This is a genomic window from uncultured Roseibium sp. (assembly GCF_947494555.1).
Lineage (GTDB): Bacteria > Pseudomonadota > Alphaproteobacteria > Rhizobiales > Stappiaceae > Roseibium.
In genome coordinates, this window is record NZ_CANLVF010000005.1 from 249,445 (window position 1) to 264,527 (window position 15,083).

General features: G+C 55.5%; 19 protein-coding genes. 8 read left to right on the forward strand and 11 right to left on the reverse strand.

The features are described 5' to 3' along the window. Positions 1-146 precede the first annotated feature (146 nt). Complete coding sequence (locus tag Q0915_RS23540) at positions 147-953, forward strand: pyrroline-5-carboxylate reductase dimerization domain-containing protein (RefSeq protein WP_299479756.1); 807 nt, start codon at positions 147-149, stop codon at positions 951-953. A gap of 86 nt (positions 954-1,039) precedes the next feature. Here the strand turns inward: Q0915_RS23540 and Q0915_RS23545 are convergent, their stop codons facing one another. Further along, positions 1,040-2,698 carry a lysine--tRNA ligase gene (locus Q0915_RS23545; protein WP_299479759.1) on the reverse strand — a complete coding sequence of 553 codons (1,659 nt, stop codon included), beginning with the start codon at positions 2,696-2,698 and terminating at the stop codon, positions 1,040-1,042. 256 nt (positions 2,699-2,954) lie between these two features. Here Q0915_RS23545 and Q0915_RS23550 point away from each other — a divergent pair, with 256 nt between their 5' ends. Beyond that, positions 2,955-3,326, forward strand: coding sequence for a tellurite resistance TerB family protein (locus Q0915_RS23550; RefSeq protein WP_299480598.1), 372 nt, complete (start codon positions 2,955-2,957; stop codon positions 3,324-3,326). A gap of 6 nt (positions 3,327-3,332) precedes the next feature. On the opposite strand, the gene Q0915_RS23555 is transcribed toward Q0915_RS23550, so the two are convergent. Next, positions 3,333-3,575 (reverse strand): helix-turn-helix transcriptional regulator, encoded by a 243-nt coding sequence (locus tag Q0915_RS23555; RefSeq protein ID WP_299479762.1) that lies wholly within the window; start codon positions 3,573-3,575, stop codon positions 3,333-3,335. Positions 3,576-3,602: 27 nt separating this feature from the next. Then, on the reverse strand, positions 3,603-4,004 hold the full coding sequence (gene apaG, locus Q0915_RS23560) for a Co2+/Mg2+ efflux protein ApaG (protein ID WP_299479765.1): 402 nt from the start codon (positions 4,002-4,004) through the stop codon (positions 3,603-3,605). Positions 4,005-4,152: 148 nt separating this feature from the next. Between apaG and Q0915_RS23565 the strand changes: the two genes are divergently transcribed. Further along, positions 4,153-4,764: a CDP-alcohol phosphatidyltransferase family protein gene (locus Q0915_RS23565; RefSeq protein ID WP_299479768.1), complete on the forward strand. Its 612-nt coding sequence runs from the start codon at positions 4,153-4,155 to the stop codon at positions 4,762-4,764. Positions 4,765-4,789: 25 nt separating this feature from the next. Here the strand turns inward: Q0915_RS23565 and Q0915_RS23570 are convergent, their stop codons facing one another. Next, a complete protein-coding gene (locus Q0915_RS23570) occupies positions 4,790-5,428 on the reverse strand; it encodes a hypothetical protein (RefSeq protein WP_299479771.1) in 639 nt (212 codons plus the stop codon). 563 nt (positions 5,429-5,991) lie between these two features. Beyond that, complete coding sequence (locus Q0915_RS23575) at positions 5,992-6,762, reverse strand: Stf0 family sulfotransferase (protein ID WP_299479774.1); 771 nt, start codon at positions 6,760-6,762, stop codon at positions 5,992-5,994. Between the two features lie 358 nt (positions 6,763-7,120). Between Q0915_RS23575 and dmeF the strand changes: the two genes are divergently transcribed. Further along, entirely contained in the window at positions 7,121-8,149 is a 1,029-nt protein-coding gene (gene dmeF, locus Q0915_RS23580) for a CDF family Co(II)/Ni(II) efflux transporter DmeF (RefSeq protein WP_299479777.1), read from the forward strand. Positions 8,150-8,163: 14 nt separating this feature from the next. On the opposite strand, the gene Q0915_RS23585 is transcribed toward dmeF, so the two are convergent. Further along, the gene (locus Q0915_RS23585; protein ID WP_299479780.1) at positions 8,164-8,556 is read right to left on the reverse strand and encodes a MerR family transcriptional regulator; all 393 of its coding nucleotides are present in this window, start codon (positions 8,554-8,556) and stop codon (positions 8,164-8,166) included. Between the two features lie 437 nt (positions 8,557-8,993). Between Q0915_RS23585 and Q0915_RS23590 the strand changes: the two genes are divergently transcribed. After that, the gene (locus Q0915_RS23590; RefSeq protein ID WP_299479783.1) at positions 8,994-9,317 is read left to right on the forward strand and encodes a hypothetical protein; all 324 of its coding nucleotides are present in this window, start codon (positions 8,994-8,996) and stop codon (positions 9,315-9,317) included. A gap of 5 nt (positions 9,318-9,322) precedes the next feature. Continuing rightward, entirely contained in the window at positions 9,323-9,541 is a 219-nt protein-coding gene (locus Q0915_RS23595) for a GDCCVxC domain-containing (seleno)protein (RefSeq protein ID WP_299479786.1), read from the forward strand. Positions 9,542-9,637: 96 nt separating this feature from the next. On the opposite strand, the gene Q0915_RS23600 is transcribed toward Q0915_RS23595, so the two are convergent. Continuing rightward, positions 9,638-10,585 carry a DMT family transporter gene (locus tag Q0915_RS23600; RefSeq protein WP_299479789.1) on the reverse strand — a complete coding sequence of 316 codons (948 nt, stop codon included), beginning with the start codon at positions 10,583-10,585 and terminating at the stop codon, positions 9,638-9,640. A 103-nt stretch (positions 10,586-10,688) separates the two neighbouring features. Between Q0915_RS23600 and Q0915_RS23605 the strand changes: the two genes are divergently transcribed. Further along, on the forward strand, positions 10,689-11,624 hold the full coding sequence (locus Q0915_RS23605) for a LysR family transcriptional regulator (protein ID WP_299479792.1): 936 nt from the start codon (positions 10,689-10,691) through the stop codon (positions 11,622-11,624). 45 nt (positions 11,625-11,669) lie between these two features. Here Q0915_RS23605 and Q0915_RS23610 read toward each other — a convergent pair whose 3' ends face one another. Next, entirely contained in the window at positions 11,670-12,614 is a 945-nt protein-coding gene (locus Q0915_RS23610; RefSeq protein WP_299479795.1) for an alpha/beta hydrolase, read from the reverse strand. Between the two features lie 86 nt (positions 12,615-12,700). Here Q0915_RS23610 and Q0915_RS23615 point away from each other — a divergent pair, with 86 nt between their 5' ends. After that, a complete protein-coding gene (locus Q0915_RS23615; RefSeq protein ID WP_299479798.1) occupies positions 12,701-13,420 on the forward strand; it encodes a WYL domain-containing protein in 720 nt (239 codons plus the stop codon). A 118-nt stretch (positions 13,421-13,538) separates the two neighbouring features. On the opposite strand, the gene Q0915_RS23620 is transcribed toward Q0915_RS23615, so the two are convergent. From Q0915_RS23620 to Q0915_RS23630, 3 genes are all read right to left on the reverse strand, one after another. Further along, positions 13,539-13,976 (reverse strand): cytochrome c, encoded by a 438-nt coding sequence (locus Q0915_RS23620; protein WP_299479800.1) that lies wholly within the window; start codon positions 13,974-13,976, stop codon positions 13,539-13,541. Between the two features lie 22 nt (positions 13,977-13,998). Continuing rightward, on the reverse strand, positions 13,999-14,439 hold the full coding sequence (locus tag Q0915_RS23625) for a cytochrome c (protein WP_299479803.1): 441 nt from the start codon (positions 14,437-14,439) through the stop codon (positions 13,999-14,001). An 80-nt stretch (positions 14,440-14,519) separates the two neighbouring features. After that, positions 14,520-15,053, reverse strand: coding sequence for a Crp/Fnr family transcriptional regulator (locus Q0915_RS23630; RefSeq protein WP_299479806.1), 534 nt, complete (start codon positions 15,051-15,053; stop codon positions 14,520-14,522). Between the last annotated feature and the right edge of the window lie 30 nt (positions 15,054-15,083).

Genomic DNA, 15,083 nt, shown 5'->3' on the forward strand with positions numbered 1-15,083 from the left:
GACCTGCTTCGGCACTTAACTTTCGCACCACAAAAAATGTAATACGCATTCGTGTCGCAACACTTCCAAGAGGTGTCGATCCAGTACCTGGTTGGCAGCCAATTTGATCTAAACTGCACCACGAACGATCAAATTGGAGGTCCGGCATGCCACTTGAACTAACTCTCGGCATTATTGGCGGAAGCGGCCAACTCGGCAGCGCCGTCGCGGCAGGCTGGCTTACAGGCGATTGCATCCGTCAGGAAAATCTCTGGGTTTCAAACCGGTCCGGCAGGTCATCCGGGCTCGACGATTGGACAGAGGTTCAGTTCACTGCCTCAAATCAGGTTCTCGCCGATGCATGCGATGTCGTTGTCCTGTCCGTTCCGCCGGCTCTGATCGACACAATTGACATTCAGGTACCACCGGAAAAGCTCGTCCTGTCACTGATGGCCGGCGTTTCTCGCCAGCAAATCAGGGATCTGACGGGAACGCGAAAGGCCGTGCGAGCCATGTCGAGCCCCGCCGCCCGGCAGCGGCTGGCTTATTCTCCCTGGTTTGCACCGGACGGATTGGACAAAGCCGAGAAAAAGACCGTTCAAACACTTTTATCGGCGATTGGTGAGACGGACGAAGTGCTTGATGAAAGACATATCGAGGTGTTCACGGTTCTCACCGGTCCAGTCCCGGGTTTTGCCGCGTTCTTTGCAGATTGTCTGGTGCAATATGCGCTTGCAAATGGTGTCGCTCCAGAGGCGGCCGTGAAGTCCGTCAAGCAACTGTTCCTGTCGAGCGGCGGGCTGATGTCCGAGGCCGCTCTTCCGCCCGCCAGCTTTGTGGCGGAGATGATCGACTACGGAGGGACAACGGCGTCCGGTTTGAAAAAACTTCAGGAATTGGAGATCGCCCGAACGATTGCAGAAGGCCTCAATGCCAGCCTCGAGCGGGTTCAAACCATCGCACCGACGGACTGATCAACGGGAACCTGCGGCCCTTCCGGATATCAAAAGAAAAGGAGGAGACCACGTCTCCGCCTTTTCCCCATCCCACCGGCCGGCCTTTAAGCCGACAATTCGCCTGAGAGCGCCTTGCGGATCATCTCGCGGGTCTCAGCAATGCCATAGAGCGCGACAAAGGAGCCGAAGCGTGGTCCTTTCTCCTGCCCCAGAAGCAGTTGATAGAGCGCCGAGAACCAGGCGACAGATACGCCCGGTCCGCCATCGGGACCCTTCTTGTTCTGATCCTGATACCGCTCGATCGCCCGCGCCACGTCAAGGACGGCGTCCTGAATGGCAGCTCCGTCGGCATCATCCGGCAGTTCCGCCAGTTTGGCGTCCAGCTGCTCAAGAGCGGTCCGCTCAACCTCGTCAGGCACCTTGAAAGACTTTGTCGGCCTGACAAAATCCTCAAAGTAGCGGATGGCATACCCAACCAGCGCATCCAGTTCCGGGTGCGTTGCCGCGGTTACGCCCGGCGCATAGCGTGAAATGAAGGCCCACAGCACCTCCTTGTTGTCCGCGTTGGACGCCGAGACAAGGTTCAGAAGCATCGCGAACGGAACCGGCATATCGATCGCCGGAATGTTTCCGGAATGAATATGCCAGGCCGGGTTCTGCAGTTTCTGCTCCACCGGCATCTGCCCGTATTTCTGGACAAAGGTGTAGTACTCGTCGACCGCCTTCGGAATGACATCGAAATAGAGCTTCTTGGCCGTCTTGGGCTTCTGGAAATTGTAAAGCGCAAGGCTTTCCGGCGACGCATAGGTCAGCCACTCGTCGATGGTCAAACCGTTGCCCTTCGACTTGGAGATCTTCTCACCCTTTTCATCCAGAAACAGCTCATAGACGAAATGTTCCGGCGCCTTGCCGCCCAGAATGTTGCATATCTTGTCGTAGATCGGCGCGTTCGTCTGGTGGTCCTTGCCGAACATCTCGAAGTCGACGTCAAGGGCAGCCCAGCGCATGCCGAAGTCCGGCTTCCATTGCAGCTTCACATTGCCGCCGGTGACGGACACGGTAATCTCTTCTCCGGTTTCGTCGTCAAACGTGATCGTACCGTCCGCCGGATTGACCTCTTTCATGGGCACATACAGCACACGGCCCGACGACGGTGAAATCGGCAGGAAGGGCGAATAGGTCGCCTGACGCTCTTCACCGAGGGTCGGCAGCATAACGTCCATGATCTTCTGATATTTTTCCGTTGCCCGGATCAGGACATCATCAAACTTGCCGCTCTTGTAATACTCGGTTGCGCTGGCGAACTCATAGTCGAAACCGAACGTATCCAGGAAACGCCGGAGCATGGCGTTGTTGTGGGCCGCAAAGCTCTCGTAGTCGCCACCAAACGGGTTGGGTACGGCTGTGAGCGGCATTTGCAGATAAGGTTCCAGCGCGGCACGGTCCGGGACGTTTTCCGGGATCTTGCGCATCCCGTCCATGTCGTCGGAAAAACACAGCAATCGCGTTGGAATCTTGTCTTCAGTCAGCAGCCGGAAGGCTGTGCGCACCATGGTGGTGCGCAGGACTTCGCCAAACGTTCCGATATGCGGCAAACCGGAGGGACCGTAGCCGGTCTCAAACAGAACCGGTTTTTCCGGATCCCTCTTGCCGATGCGTTTGACCAGTTTGCGTGCTTCTTCGAACGGCCAGGCTTTGGATTTCGCGGCCGCCTCGACAAAGTCTTGCGATAGGTCAAGCAAAGGCAGGGATTGGTCGGTCATGTTCGGGTTTCATTCTGTTGATTTGGATGGAAACAGCGCAAATTCCGGCGGCAGAACTGCCAATGGGCCGTTTGTTGCGGCGCGACACTAGAAAAGCGCAGGCCAACAGTCAATCAAATGTCGCATTTCATTGACTTGAAGCTTTCCCGCCAACCCTATACATCGTGTCTTCGATTTGCCCTCAAACCGGCGCAGTGGAGAATGAATAGTGTCTAGCAACGAACCGATCAGCGTTCAGGAAGCCCTCATCTACGTGATGGTGATTGTGTCTGCCTCAGACAACGCGATGACAGACAAGGAGCTGGCCACGATCGGTGACATGATCAAGATGTTGCCGGTGTTCAACGAATATGACAGCAACCGGATCATACCGGCGGCGCAACGTTGCGGCGACATTCTTCAGGAAGAAAACGGCTTGTCGCTGGTGCTGGAACTCGTTGGGGACGTTCTACCTCCGAAACTCTACGACACGGCCTATGCCCTGGCCGTCGAGGTCGCTGCAGCCGACCTTCACGTTGAACAGGAAGAGCTGCGCATTCTTCAGATGCTGCGTGACCGGTTCCGTCTCGACAAGCTCACTGTAGCTGCCATCGAACGCGGTGCCATCGCGCGGCACCGTACCGTCTGAGTAGGATCAGTCGCGAGATCCGGCAATGCCGGATCTCAGTGCCTTTATCGCGGCGGCAGCGCGCGAGGTGACACCAAGTTTGCGATAGCAGTTCTCCAGGTGACGGTCGACTGTTTTTGGAGAAATCGCAAGCAGGCGCGCGATTTCCTTGTTCGTTTTTCCGTGGATCAACTGCCCCAGAACTTCGCGTTCGCGCAATGTGAGCTGGAACTCTTCGCCCCAGACGGTGTTGCTCGCTGTCCGGCGCATGCCCTTTATATTGAGCGCGGCGGGAAACTAGTTCAGGCTGCGGATGGCGTCAGGCAGGTCAAGCGAAAACGCAGGGATGGCAACATCAAACCGCGATCCGTCGGGCCGCTCCATCGCGTAGGAGCCCGCCATGATGCCGCTGTCGGTCGATAGCGGGCAATGCGATGAATATTCATATGTTTCGCCAGGCTCGATCACCGGCTGCTCGCCGACCACGCCATCGCCACTGACCTCTTCCTGCCGGCCAAGCGCATCAGTGATCTGCCAGTACCGGGTCTTCAGCTGTACCGGGTCCGGACCGCCGTTGTGGATTTCCACCATATACGCCCATATGAACTCGCTTTCTTCCGGTTTCGATTCATCGTCCAGATAAAACGGTTCGACCGAGACTTCGATCCCTTGCGTTGTGGCGCTGTAACTGCCTGACACGGTAGTTCCTTCAATCCAGGGGCGGTGATCCGCAACTTCAGGAAGCGCTTATAGGGCGAATGACATAAGCGTGAAAGAGTCTTACTTGTGAAATCCGGAAGGATTTTGCATGTAGGCCGCTGATTTTCCCCAAACCAGGTCCAATACCGTGTTCGACGCCCGCATACGACCTCTGATCGACCCATTGCTCAACCGGTTGGGGCACCTTCTTGCCAGAACCGGCGTCAGCCCGAATGCCGTCACGCTTTTCGGCTTTGTGATCGGCCTGGGGGCCGCTGTTGCGATCGCGTCTGGATTATTTCTTCTCGGATTCGTTCTGATCGCCCTGAACCGCCTTGCCGATGGGCTCGACGGCGCTCTCGCCAGGGCGACGCAAAAAACCGATCTTGGCGGGTATCTGGACATCACTCTGGACTTTTTCTTCTACGGGGCCATTCCTCTGGCTTTTGCAATCCAGGATCCCACCACCAATGCCCTGCCTGCTGCCGCTCTGCTTTGCAGCTTCTACGCAAACGGCTCCGCATTCCTTGCCTTTGCGATCATGGCGGAACGGCGCGGACTTTCGACAGACAAGCAAGGAGCAAAGTCACTCTACTATCTGGGCGGACTGGCGGAAGGCACTGAAACAATCGTTTTGTTCTTGCTCATGGCCCTTCTGCCGTCATGGTTTGCCACTCTCGCATGGGCTTTTGCCGCCGTCTGCTTCGTCTCGGCGGGTGCACGCGTGATGATTGGTGTCAAATCACTGGACAGGGGCTAGACGCAACCAAGTTTACCGCACGAAATCAGCTCAGGTAGAAGCCTTCGAAGTGGACATTCTCGATCTCGTCTCCGGAGAGATAAATATAGCTGCTTGAGGTGGCCGTTGACACAGGCTGCGACGTTGCCAGCGTTGATAATGGCCGATCCCGGCCAAGCCTCAGGTAGAACTTGATAGGCTCGCGAATGACGATGTGATCAATCGTACTCGCCCCCTTCAGACTGACTTCTTCGGGATATCCAGCATACATGATCCGTTTGTTGCCATCTGCGATTTTCGTCAGGACGAAACAGGTGAAAATGCCCGTACCATTGTGTTCCTGAGACAGGAGCGGTGCCAGTGGGCCGTACATCAATCGCCCGATTGCCGGTATCCTCATGGCAAGTTGTTTGACGACTTCGGTCAGAACAAGGGCCCAGATGCAAATAGCGAGAAAGGTAAAAGCCGCCTTTTCCGGGAACTCGAAAATAAAATTGATCACGCTGTATCTGACACTGTTATAAATCAGGAAGAATTTGCCCGTGTCATCGATGAAATCAATTGGAAAACGATAATGGTATATAAGGTTCGTGACCAGTATCAGGACTTTCAGCAAGACAACAAACGAGACCAGTATTCCAGCGGAATAGATCAATATCGAGACCGTGGAAAAGACGACGTTCACGGCTCCGAAGGGGCGTTTTACAATCGACCCTTGAAAAAGAGAATACCTGAACATCAATCCAGGTATTAGAAACAGGAAAACCAATAAAGTTGAGCTACTTAGCGACACTCACAATTACCTTGCGAACGCGGGCCTCTCGCTTTTCAACAAGCTCTTTATCCTGTTCCGGACGTCGTCTTCCTTGATCGAGGACGACTTTTCTTCCGAGGACACCTCAGACAAGGCACGGTAAACGGTTGCAAAAGAACCGTTGGATTCTTTGCTTAGTTCTCTCAGAAGGCGTTCACGGCGAGACAGACCTGTCATTGGAACCTCCTAGAATCAAACTCGGCATCATTCTATCGCAAAACCGCTTGAGTTTGCACTAAGCAGATGCGAACCGCCCTGCGGCATTTCCGGGCAAAGCCCCGGAAAAAAACCGAACTCACGATAAATATAGTGCTTTTTGCCGTCTTTTTTAAGTCTGGATCACCACGAGGACGTTCAATCCGGCAGGCGCAACCCGCAAACGCGCATTTCAGGGCGGGATTGAGGACACTCCGGTGCTTGGCCAGAGCGGCATGTCAGGGCCCGGATGACGAGCCTGTTTCCTCGGCTTTGAAACGCTCTATCCATTCCCGGTTGGTCTTGTCCGACAGCCGCGCGACGGGAAGCTCAATGCCCGCTGCAGCTTTCGGATCCAGCCCAAGTTCACGCAGGATCGTCTCGACCGCTGCGACAGGCTGTAGGGCAAGTTCGTCATAGCGAATGCGCAGCGGCGTTAGATCTTCGTCTTTGAACCAGTCAGTCCATGCCTGATCATACGCTGTCATCTCTTCAACGTGCTGCCTGATCCGTGCGCGGTCATAGGATGGTTCCTGTGGCGGCGCCAACCTTTCTATTTCCGTTCCGTCCGGCGCTTTGTGCCAGAGCCCTGTCTGGCTGGCTTTCACAAAGGAAACAGCCTGGGCAACCTTGTCGCCCCGGGTGAGATGAATGAACAAGGGTCTGCCAAATACGGCTTCGATCCGCGCTGAAAGGCTCTTCAGTTCTGGATGAATGGTTTTGAGCTGAGACGCAAAGAAGTCAAAACTCCCGCGCTGAAGTCTCAGACCAAAGATCCCGGTTCCCGCAGAGCCTCTTTGCCGGGCCGTTTCAAATAGGGTCGAAAGCCGTTCGCGTTCACCTGGAAAAACCGCGTCTTCAAGCCCGAAATGAGCCTGCCAGGCGTCAAGGCTGGCTTTGTGAAAATAGGACTGCGGGTCGCCCGCCTGCCCTGTCGCCGCGAGAAGCTTGCACAAGAGCGTGCTGCCGCTGCGGGGCGACGTGCAGATGACGTAGGCCTGGTAGCTCATCTTTCTCTACGTTCCCATGTGCCGACTGCTCGAACAGCAGCTCCTCAACTTCACCGCTGGCGTAACCGCCGGGCATGACACTTCGAAGACGGCGCCACTCCTTCGTGCGGGTAACGCATGTGCCGGTGACGTTGAAGCATGTCCAAAACGAAAAACCAATTTCCAATAAAGACAATTCTGTCCCATCAGCGAAGCAACAATGCAATTTGGCCGGTCAGCTGCTTCTCGGCCGCCTGACAGGGCAACTTGCGGAGACAGTCTGCTCCGCCTTGTGCTACTCATTCCAGAAAGCTTCAAAAGGCATTGAGTCGGGTCTGAGAACGCAAACGGATCCGGTCGTTGCGGGAGACCTCTCAAAGTGCACACGAAAGACATGTCCTCTTGGACACATGACCACGTTTTCGGTCAGGACAAGGCGCGTCCGGGCGAACGGCGGACACTCATTATTGTAATCGTGACTGCCGTCTTCATGGTGGTGGAGGTCTTCGCCGGACTTTATTACGGCTCGATGGCGCTCCTCGCCGACGGATTGCACATGGCAAGCCATGCAGCTGCGCTCGGCATAAGTGTTGCCGCGTATGTCTATGCACGGCGGCAAGCTGCCAACCGGCGTTTTTCGTTCGGAACGGGCAAGGTCAACAGCCTCGCCGCATTTGCCAGCGCGATCCTTTTGGTGGGGTTTGCCGCACTTATGGCCGTTGAAAGCATCGAGCGGCTGTTCAACCCCGTTGCCATCAGTTTCGACCAGGCGATTCTGGTTGCCATGCTTGGGCTCCTCGTGAATGGCGCCAGCGCATGTCTGCTCGCATCTACCCCGCATCACCACCATCATGATCACGGGCACGGGCACGGGCACGGGCACGGGCACGGGCACGGGCACGGGCACGATCACGCGCATCATCATCACGGTCACGATCATGACGGCGCGCAGACCTCCGAAATCCACAAGGATCACAACCTGCGGGCAGCTTATCTCCATGTCCTGGCCGATGCATTGACCTCGCTTCTGGCAATTCTCGCGCTCCTTGCAGGCAAGTTTGCGGGGGCGACGTGGCTGGATCCAGTCATGGGCATTGTCGGTGCCGCGCTTGTTGCGCATTGGTCGTTCGGCCTTCTGCGCATGTCGGCAAAAGTTCTCCTGGACTGGCAAGCGGATGACCGGTTGATCGATCAGGTGCGCGCGGCGCTTCGGGCCGACAAGAGCGACAGGATCGCCGACCTGCATGTCTGGGCAATCGGCCAGGGCCAGCATGCTGCCGAGGTCACGATCGTTAGCGATCACCCCCGCAGCCCGATGCATTACAAGGCGCTCATCCCCGAGAGCCTTGGGATCGTGCATGTTTCAGTGGAAGTGCACCGCTGCGGCATGTCCAAGGAGGCCGCTTGATCTGAATGAATCCTTCAGTTCTGTGTCATCAGAGCTTCAAGCATGGGGCAATCTCGCCGACCCTCCGCACAGTTGCCGACGAGCTCAAGCAAGGCACTTTCGAGCCGCCTCAATTCCTCTATTTTTGCCTGGACTTCAGACAGGTGTTTTTGCCCAACCTCGGCCGCCGACTGACAAGTGTCGCCCGCTTCCTGTGTCAGTGCTTTCAGGGCAATCGCATGTTGAATTGAGAAGCCTAAGTCACGGCATCGCTTAACAAAGCGTAGTTCGGCAATTGCCTTTTTGGAATACAATCGTCTCCCGGATGCCGTGCGGCCCGCTTTGGATATTATACCTTCACGCTCGTAATACCGGATCGTCTCGATAGATACGCCACTTTGGCGTGATGCTTCTCCGATCGCGATCATGTGATTAGTTCCCGGCTTGATCCTGTAGTTACTACAGAATGCAAAATCAGTCGCATGAAGTCGAAGAAAGAAATTATTGAGTTTGAAAAGACGGCACCTAACAAACTCTTCATGGGCGGTGTGGGTCTATTGGCATTGCTGAGTGCGTCTTGCTGCGTGCTCCCAATCGGATTGTCGATTGTTGGTTTGAGCAGTTCCTGGCTCGCGCTTATCGGGCCGTTTGTAACTTACCGCCCGGAAATCCTAGCTGTTGTCGCACTCGTACTGGCATGGAGCTGGTACCGGCTCTTAAAAACTTGGAATTGCGCCGGACGGCGCTCCTTGACGCTTTCTGTCCTTGTCCGCGCAACACTCGCTTTGGGGCTCGCCGCAAGCTCTCCAATCTGGGAAACGACCGTAACCCGTGGAATGTGGACTCTCTGGCTCGAGACGAGGTCATGAAAAAGACTGTGTTGGCAAGCTATGTCGGTTCGCTCTCTTCGCTTGGCGTTGCGACCTGTTGCATTTTGCCCATGGCATTGATGCTGGTGGGTCTCGGAGGAAGCTGGATTGCAATCTTCGGCAAGATTGCTGCTGCGAGCTTCCACGTCCTCGGAATTTCCTCAACGCTTCTGCTTCTGGCGTGGTTTTTCTCCTTCCGTGGGCGATCTTCAGATCGTCTGAAATGGTGGCTTGGCGGCAGCACTGTGCTGACACTGGCCGCTTGGGTCATTGTGTTCAACGAAACCCGGATCAACGACTATCTGATTACGCTGATGTGAACGACATGGACAAAACGAACATCAAACTACAAAGCACGATTACGTGCCCCGAATGCGGTCACAAAGCAGAGGAAATTATGCCAACTGACGCCTGTCAGTGGTTTTACGAATGCAGATCCTGCGGTGCAATACTGAAGCCGCAACCCGGCGATTGCTGCGTATATTGCTCTTACGGAACGGTTGCTTGTCCTCCGATCCAGGAAGGGGACTCTTGCTGCGGTTGAGTGAAAAGTACGCAAAGAAAGTGTTTGGAGACCGCACTATCATGCGGATTTCGATAACTTGCTTTTACCCGTAGAAGTCATAGCGCAACGAATAAGTCACTGTTTCATGGCCGTTTTCGCCCGGCGGCGGAGTACCAGCAGTCCAGCGGCGACAATCATCGTCATGCCGGTAACAGATGCAAAACTCGGCGATATGCCGAAAAACACAATGTCCCAGATGGCGACGAACACGAGATAGCTGTATTCGAAGGTTGAGACGATGGCGGGTGGGGCAGCCTGATAGGCGCCTGCCAGCATCATTCCAATGACAATCGTCAGTCCCGCCAGCAGCGCGAGAACCAGCCAGTCCAACAAACCGATATCCGACCACATGCCGAAAATGTAGGGGTACTCACGGAGCATGTCGTCTTGCGGAGCAACCAGGTAAATCAGGCCGCTGACAGAAACACCCGCCGTCAGCATGACAACAGTCTGCGACAGCGAAAGGGCGGATAGCGGGGTGTCCTGACATTTGACCCGCGTCGTTATGTGCGCGAGTGCATAGAAAGCGGCTCCGACAACGGGAAGCAGGACCCAGGGCGAGAACGCGTCGGTCCCCGGTTGCAGTAAAACGACGACCCCGGCAAACCCGAGAACGATACCCAGCCGTCCGAACGGTCCGACAGCCTCCCCGATCGCATATGCGGACAGAAGTGCCACAAAGACCGGCGCGAGATAGTTGGCCGCACCGACGGTCGACAGGCTCAGGAACGGGATTGCCGCGTAAAACGCCAGAAACGTGGTCGTGATGAAAACCGATCGTAAAAGTGGCCATTTTCCGAACGCGGTGCGAACGACACCACGATGAGCTCCCTTCGCCCACAGGACCACCCAAAGCATCGGTATTGCAAGCATGCCGCGCAGCGCAAAAATCTGCCACAAGGTCATGTCGCTGCTGAACAGCTTGAACACCACATCCTGGATCGAGATCGTAAGCGCCGCTGCAACGATCAGGAAAACGCCACCAACGATATTCTGCGGACGGGAGACCGTGCTGTCGCTCATGTGATCTTCCTTGCGCAATGTTCTTCGTTTCCAACACGTACCGCCGCGCTATTCATTTGAGAAGGCATTGCAAACTGAAGGCATTATTTGATATTTTTAAAGAATGGAGCGCATACCCACGCATGGCATCGAGGTTTTTCTGACCATTGTTCGGGAAGGATCAATGCGATCAGCGGCAGAGGCACTTGGCGTCGGCGCTCCTGCCGTAAGCCTGCAGTTGAAGGCGCTCGAGGACCGGTTGGGAATCGAGCTGTTTTTCCGCACGACACGCAGCGTGGAGCTTACGGAAGCCGGGAGAATTCTTTTCGATGCGGCAGCCCCTGCGCATCGCGACCTGACCTACGCCTTCAGGAAAACGAAGGAGATGGCGCGCTCTACCACGGGGACGTTGCGGCTGACCCTGTCGCGCGGGGCCTATATCGCCGCTCTCGCACCCGTTCTGAAAGACTTCCTGGCGAGACACCCGGGCATCAACCTGGACATTTCGTGGAATGAAGAACTGGTCGATATCGTGCGCCGTGGATTTCATGGCGGCATTCGCATGGGCGATATGCTGAGCCCGGATATGATCGCGGTGCGCATTACCCCGCCGATCAAGTCGGCTTACTTTGCGGCGCCCTCATATCTTCAGGACCATGGTGTGCCCAAACGCCCCCGAGACCTCCTGGATCATCAGTGCATTCGCCAGCGGCTTCCCAGCTCAGGCGCGCTTCGGGAATGGTTGGTAACCGAGAATGACCAGGACACATGCATCGACCCGCCGGCCCGGCTGATCTTCGATTCCGCTGCGGGCGTCATTCAAGCCGCGCGTGAGGGCCACGGTGTCGGCTGGTCCATGCAGGCGACGATGGAGGATCATCTGAAAACCGGAGAACTTGAGAGGGTCCTCAAACCATACGCCAAGGACCTGCCGCCGTTTTACATCTACTATCCTGCGCAGAACAAAAGGGTCGAGTGCCTCAGGCTGCTCGTGGAGTACCTGAAGCACCGGTCAAAGAACCAGGCTGCACCTGAGATTGGTTCAGCCGGAGAGAGCTGACCGACAAGGCGCACCGGGAGCAGCCTTGAATTGACGAAGCACCAGCTAGGCTGTGTCCTGTCGTTCCAGCCAAGCCAGAATCTCGCGGTTCGTCTCGCCCGGCTTTTCCTGCTGGATCCAGTGGCCGCAGTCCAGGCTGACCACATCCACATTCGGCACGAACTGCGACAGGTTTTCGGACTTTGAGATCGGATCCCTGTCGCCGTAAATCATAAGCGCAGGCTGCCTGATGACCGGGTCAACATCCGCCAGGAGATGCCAGTTGCGGTCAAGGTTTCGATACCAGTTGATGCTGCCCGTGAAGCCCGATCGTTCGAAAGCGGAAACGAAGACACTCAATTCGGCTTCACTCATGACGGGTTCACCGCGTGGCCGCTCAGCCCTTGCAAGATCAATCAGGACCATGCCCGCTTCCGGCGCTGCCGGGGGCTCGTTTTTCCGGTAAAGATTTCGGAGAAACCTGTCGGTGTTTTCCTGAAAAACCGCGTCCGCGACACCCGGTTTCCGGTTGAAGTGGACGAAGTAATTGTCCCCGCCGAGAAAAGCCTCCATGAGCTCGACCCAGGGTCTTTCTCCGCGTTCCTGATACGGCAGGCTCAGATTGATCACCTTGCGGACCCGGTTCGGATGCAGCAGGGCCAATCCCCAAACAACCATAGCCCCCCAGTCGTGACCGGCAAAGACAGCATCCTCGTAGCCAAAGTGATCAAGGAGCGCGACAAGATCCCCCGTCAAATATCCAATATCATAGTCGGTAACCTTGCCCGGTTGCGAAGATTTGCCGTAGCCACGCTGGTTGGGGACGATGACATGGTAGCCCGCCTCGGCAAGCGCGGGCATCTGATGTCGCCAGGAAAACGCATGCTCCGGCCAACCGTGACAGAGAACTATCGGATTTCCCGAATGTTCGCGTCCTGCTTCAAAAACCTCAAGTTCGACGCCGTTCACACAAATGAGGCTTGGACTTGGAAAATCGGTCGGATTGAACACTGCTCTGCTCCTTGTTGACTTTTGAAGCCGCTGCATGAAGCTTAATGATGCCAAAAACTGGCACCATAAATTGATAGCCATACCAAATGAAACCACGCCACCGACAAGACGCCCTCGTGCGCAACCTTCGCCGCCAGGGCACATCGACCATTTCCCGCCTGGCAGAAGAGGTTGGTGCCTCCCGCAGGACCGTGCTGCGCGACATTGCAGCACTGCGCGATGAAGGGTTTGTCATTCACTCAGAAACCGGCCCTGGAGGTGGCCTTTTCCTTGATCCGCGGTCTGTTCAGACCACTGCACGTTTATCGGTCGCTGAGGTCTTCGCTCTTCTGATCAGCGTTGCGAGCATGAGAGCTGCCGGAACCCTTCCCTTCTCGGGTCTTGCAGACGCAGCTCTTGCCAAGATCGAGAAAGCTCTGCCTTCGGACAAGGTGCAGGATTTGCGACGCTTTTTGGATTGCCTCTACGTCGGACCACTCGCTCCTGAGGTCGACATAACCAATTTGGGAAAAATGGACCCCGCGTTGCTGCCGGCATTTGAACCGGCTTTTCTCAATCGGTTGCGCCTGCGCTTCCACTACCGGGACGCAAAAGGCGTTGAAACAACGCGGCACGTGGAGCCGCAGGCCATGCTGATCCTGCCACCGCTCTGGTATCTGGTCGCCTGGGATCCTTCGCGCCAGGACTTCCGGCATTTCCGCATGGACCGGATCAGCGCACCCGAGTGTGTCGAGGGTTCAGCCTTTCGACGACGCCAAGTGCCCTTCGACGACAGCGTCCGCCCCGTTCGGCAGACACTCGATTGACATCTGATGCTTCTCTGCACGCCCAATTTCCTGGAAACGAGCTCAGAGTTTCGCTCCAAAAGCATCTCAAGAAATTTTCGATGTTTCCCCAACTTCGGACTGTTCGCAGTCCAGAGATTTATTTGCGAAACTCGGCGTGACACGACTTGCACGTTTGCCCAATCAGGTTTGTCGCAGTTTTCAGTCTCTCGAGATCGGAAATAGAGTTGGAGAACTCCAGGGCCACCCTTTCCATGTCAGCGGCCTTGCGGTTGAAATCTTCAAAATTAGTCCAGATCTCTGGTTTGGCCTCTGACTTGGGGTCGGTTTCTTGCGCTTCAAAAAGACTGGCTGTCTTTGATGCTTCGTTTGCAATGATAGCAGTTGCAGAATTGGCAGCCTTGGCATCAAACGGTGCCGCTCCCTTCGCCATATTTCCCAATAACTTCATGCTCTTGGCGATTTCAGACATGCTGTCCATTCGAGCTTGCACCGCAGCGTTTTTCACACCCTCGTGCGCGAGCGCCACCGTAACGCTCAACAAAAAAGGCACAATTAGCAATCGTCGCAAGTTCATTTTTTCGGCCCCTTTGCACTATTCAATTAATGCCGTTCGCCCGTTGCAGCTCACGAACATAAGCCACGATCAACGCGACATCCGCGCGGGATAACCCCGCGACCGGCGGCATATTTCCGAAGGTCCAGTGATGCGCGCGAACACCCAACGCAACGGCCTGCTGAAAGCTTTCATCAGCATGATGAGAAGGCTCATAAATGCGATGTACCAAAGGTGGAGCGATACCTTCCTTGCCCACTGCATCCGTGCCGTGACAAACGGCGCATTCGGCTTCAAAGAGTTGCCAGCCTGACTTTGCGTCGGTTGACAAGGTGTTTGGAAGAGTAATTTTCACCAATGGGCCTGGCGCTGAGTTTGCCCCCGCGTCATCTGGATCGCGGTCATATGCGAAAACAAAATATCCGGCGCTCACCAAGATTGCGGCGACGGTCATGGTCAGGAAATGATTTAACTTAATACCCATTTCAGGACAGGCCTACAGGTTCCAGCAGGTGGAAAGTCAAATCAGTTTTTCCAACTTGGAATCGTTACGGCCGTTGATGGCTAGTCGATGCCGACGCGTCTGCGTGCAAGTTCGCGGTAAAGGGCTTCGCGGCTCACGCCGATAATTTGCGCAATATCCTGCCACGAACCCCTGGGCGGCAAGTCTCCATTGGCACCGATCCATGCATCAAGCCGCTGCGCCACTGTTTTCAGCGCCCTGACCTCTGCCTGCAGACGGGATTTTTGAAGTTCACGTGCCAAATGTGCCGCCCATTCCCGCCTCAATTCTTCTGTTCGCTCGAGCCTTTCCAAAAACATATCTACGGATATTATCTGGAGTTTGGACCGGGACTTCGCCTTTGCATCGCAATGGTAGACGTCTGAATAAGCCGACGCCTCAGCAGCTATGCAGCCCTCAAATACCCGGTTCATGATCATGACGGATCCGTTTGCCGTATGTCGCAACAGATCAACTTGCCCTTCCAAAAGCAGGTACATGAACTTCACCGGATCGCCTGCAAAGAACAGATATTCTTCACCTTCCAGCTGAATTGAACTTCCGTTTTCAAAGAGGCGAGCAAAAATATCCGACATGATAGTTATCATACGTCTGTTTTTATAACC

Bases quoted from the DNA above. Each gene is read 5' to 3' on its own strand.
- Q0915_RS23540 (WP_299479756.1), top strand. From the start codon at position 147: ATGCCACTTGAACTAACTCTCGGCATTATTGGCGGAAGCGGCCAACTC.
- Q0915_RS23545 (WP_299479759.1), bottom strand. From the start codon at position 2,698: ATGACCGACCAATCCCTGCCTTTGCTTGACCTATCGCAAGACTTTGTC.
- Q0915_RS23550 (WP_299480598.1), top strand. From the start codon at position 2,955: ATGGTGATTGTGTCTGCCTCAGACAACGCGATGACAGACAAGGAGCTG.
- Q0915_RS23555 (WP_299479762.1), bottom strand. From the start codon at position 3,575: ATGCGCCGGACAGCGAGCAACACCGTCTGGGGCGAAGAGTTCCAGCTC.
- Q0915_RS23575 (WP_299479774.1), bottom strand. From the start codon at position 6,762: ATGAGCTACCAGGCCTACGTCATCTGCACGTCGCCCCGCAGCGGCAGC.
- Q0915_RS23585 (WP_299479780.1), bottom strand. From the start codon at position 8,556: ATGATCGCGATCGGAGAAGCATCACGCCAAAGTGGCGTATCTATCGAG.
- Q0915_RS23590 (WP_299479783.1), top strand. From the start codon at position 8,994: ATGAAAAAGACTGTGTTGGCAAGCTATGTCGGTTCGCTCTCTTCGCTT.
- Q0915_RS23595 (WP_299479786.1), top strand. From the start codon at position 9,323: ATGGACAAAACGAACATCAAACTACAAAGCACGATTACGTGCCCCGAA.
- Q0915_RS23600 (WP_299479789.1), bottom strand. From the start codon at position 10,585: ATGAGCGACAGCACGGTCTCCCGTCCGCAGAATATCGTTGGTGGCGTT.
- Q0915_RS23605 (WP_299479792.1), top strand. From the start codon at position 10,689: ATGGAGCGCATACCCACGCATGGCATCGAGGTTTTTCTGACCATTGTT.
- Q0915_RS23615 (WP_299479798.1), top strand. From the start codon at position 12,701: ATGAAACCACGCCACCGACAAGACGCCCTCGTGCGCAACCTTCGCCGC.
- Q0915_RS23620 (WP_299479800.1), bottom strand. From the start codon at position 13,976: ATGAACTTGCGACGATTGCTAATTGTGCCTTTTTTGTTGAGCGTTACG.
- Q0915_RS23625 (WP_299479803.1), bottom strand. From the start codon at position 14,439: ATGGGTATTAAGTTAAATCATTTCCTGACCATGACCGTCGCCGCAATC.
- Q0915_RS23630 (WP_299479806.1), bottom strand. From the start codon at position 15,053: ATGTCGGATATTTTTGCTCGCCTCTTTGAAAACGGAAGTTCAATTCAG.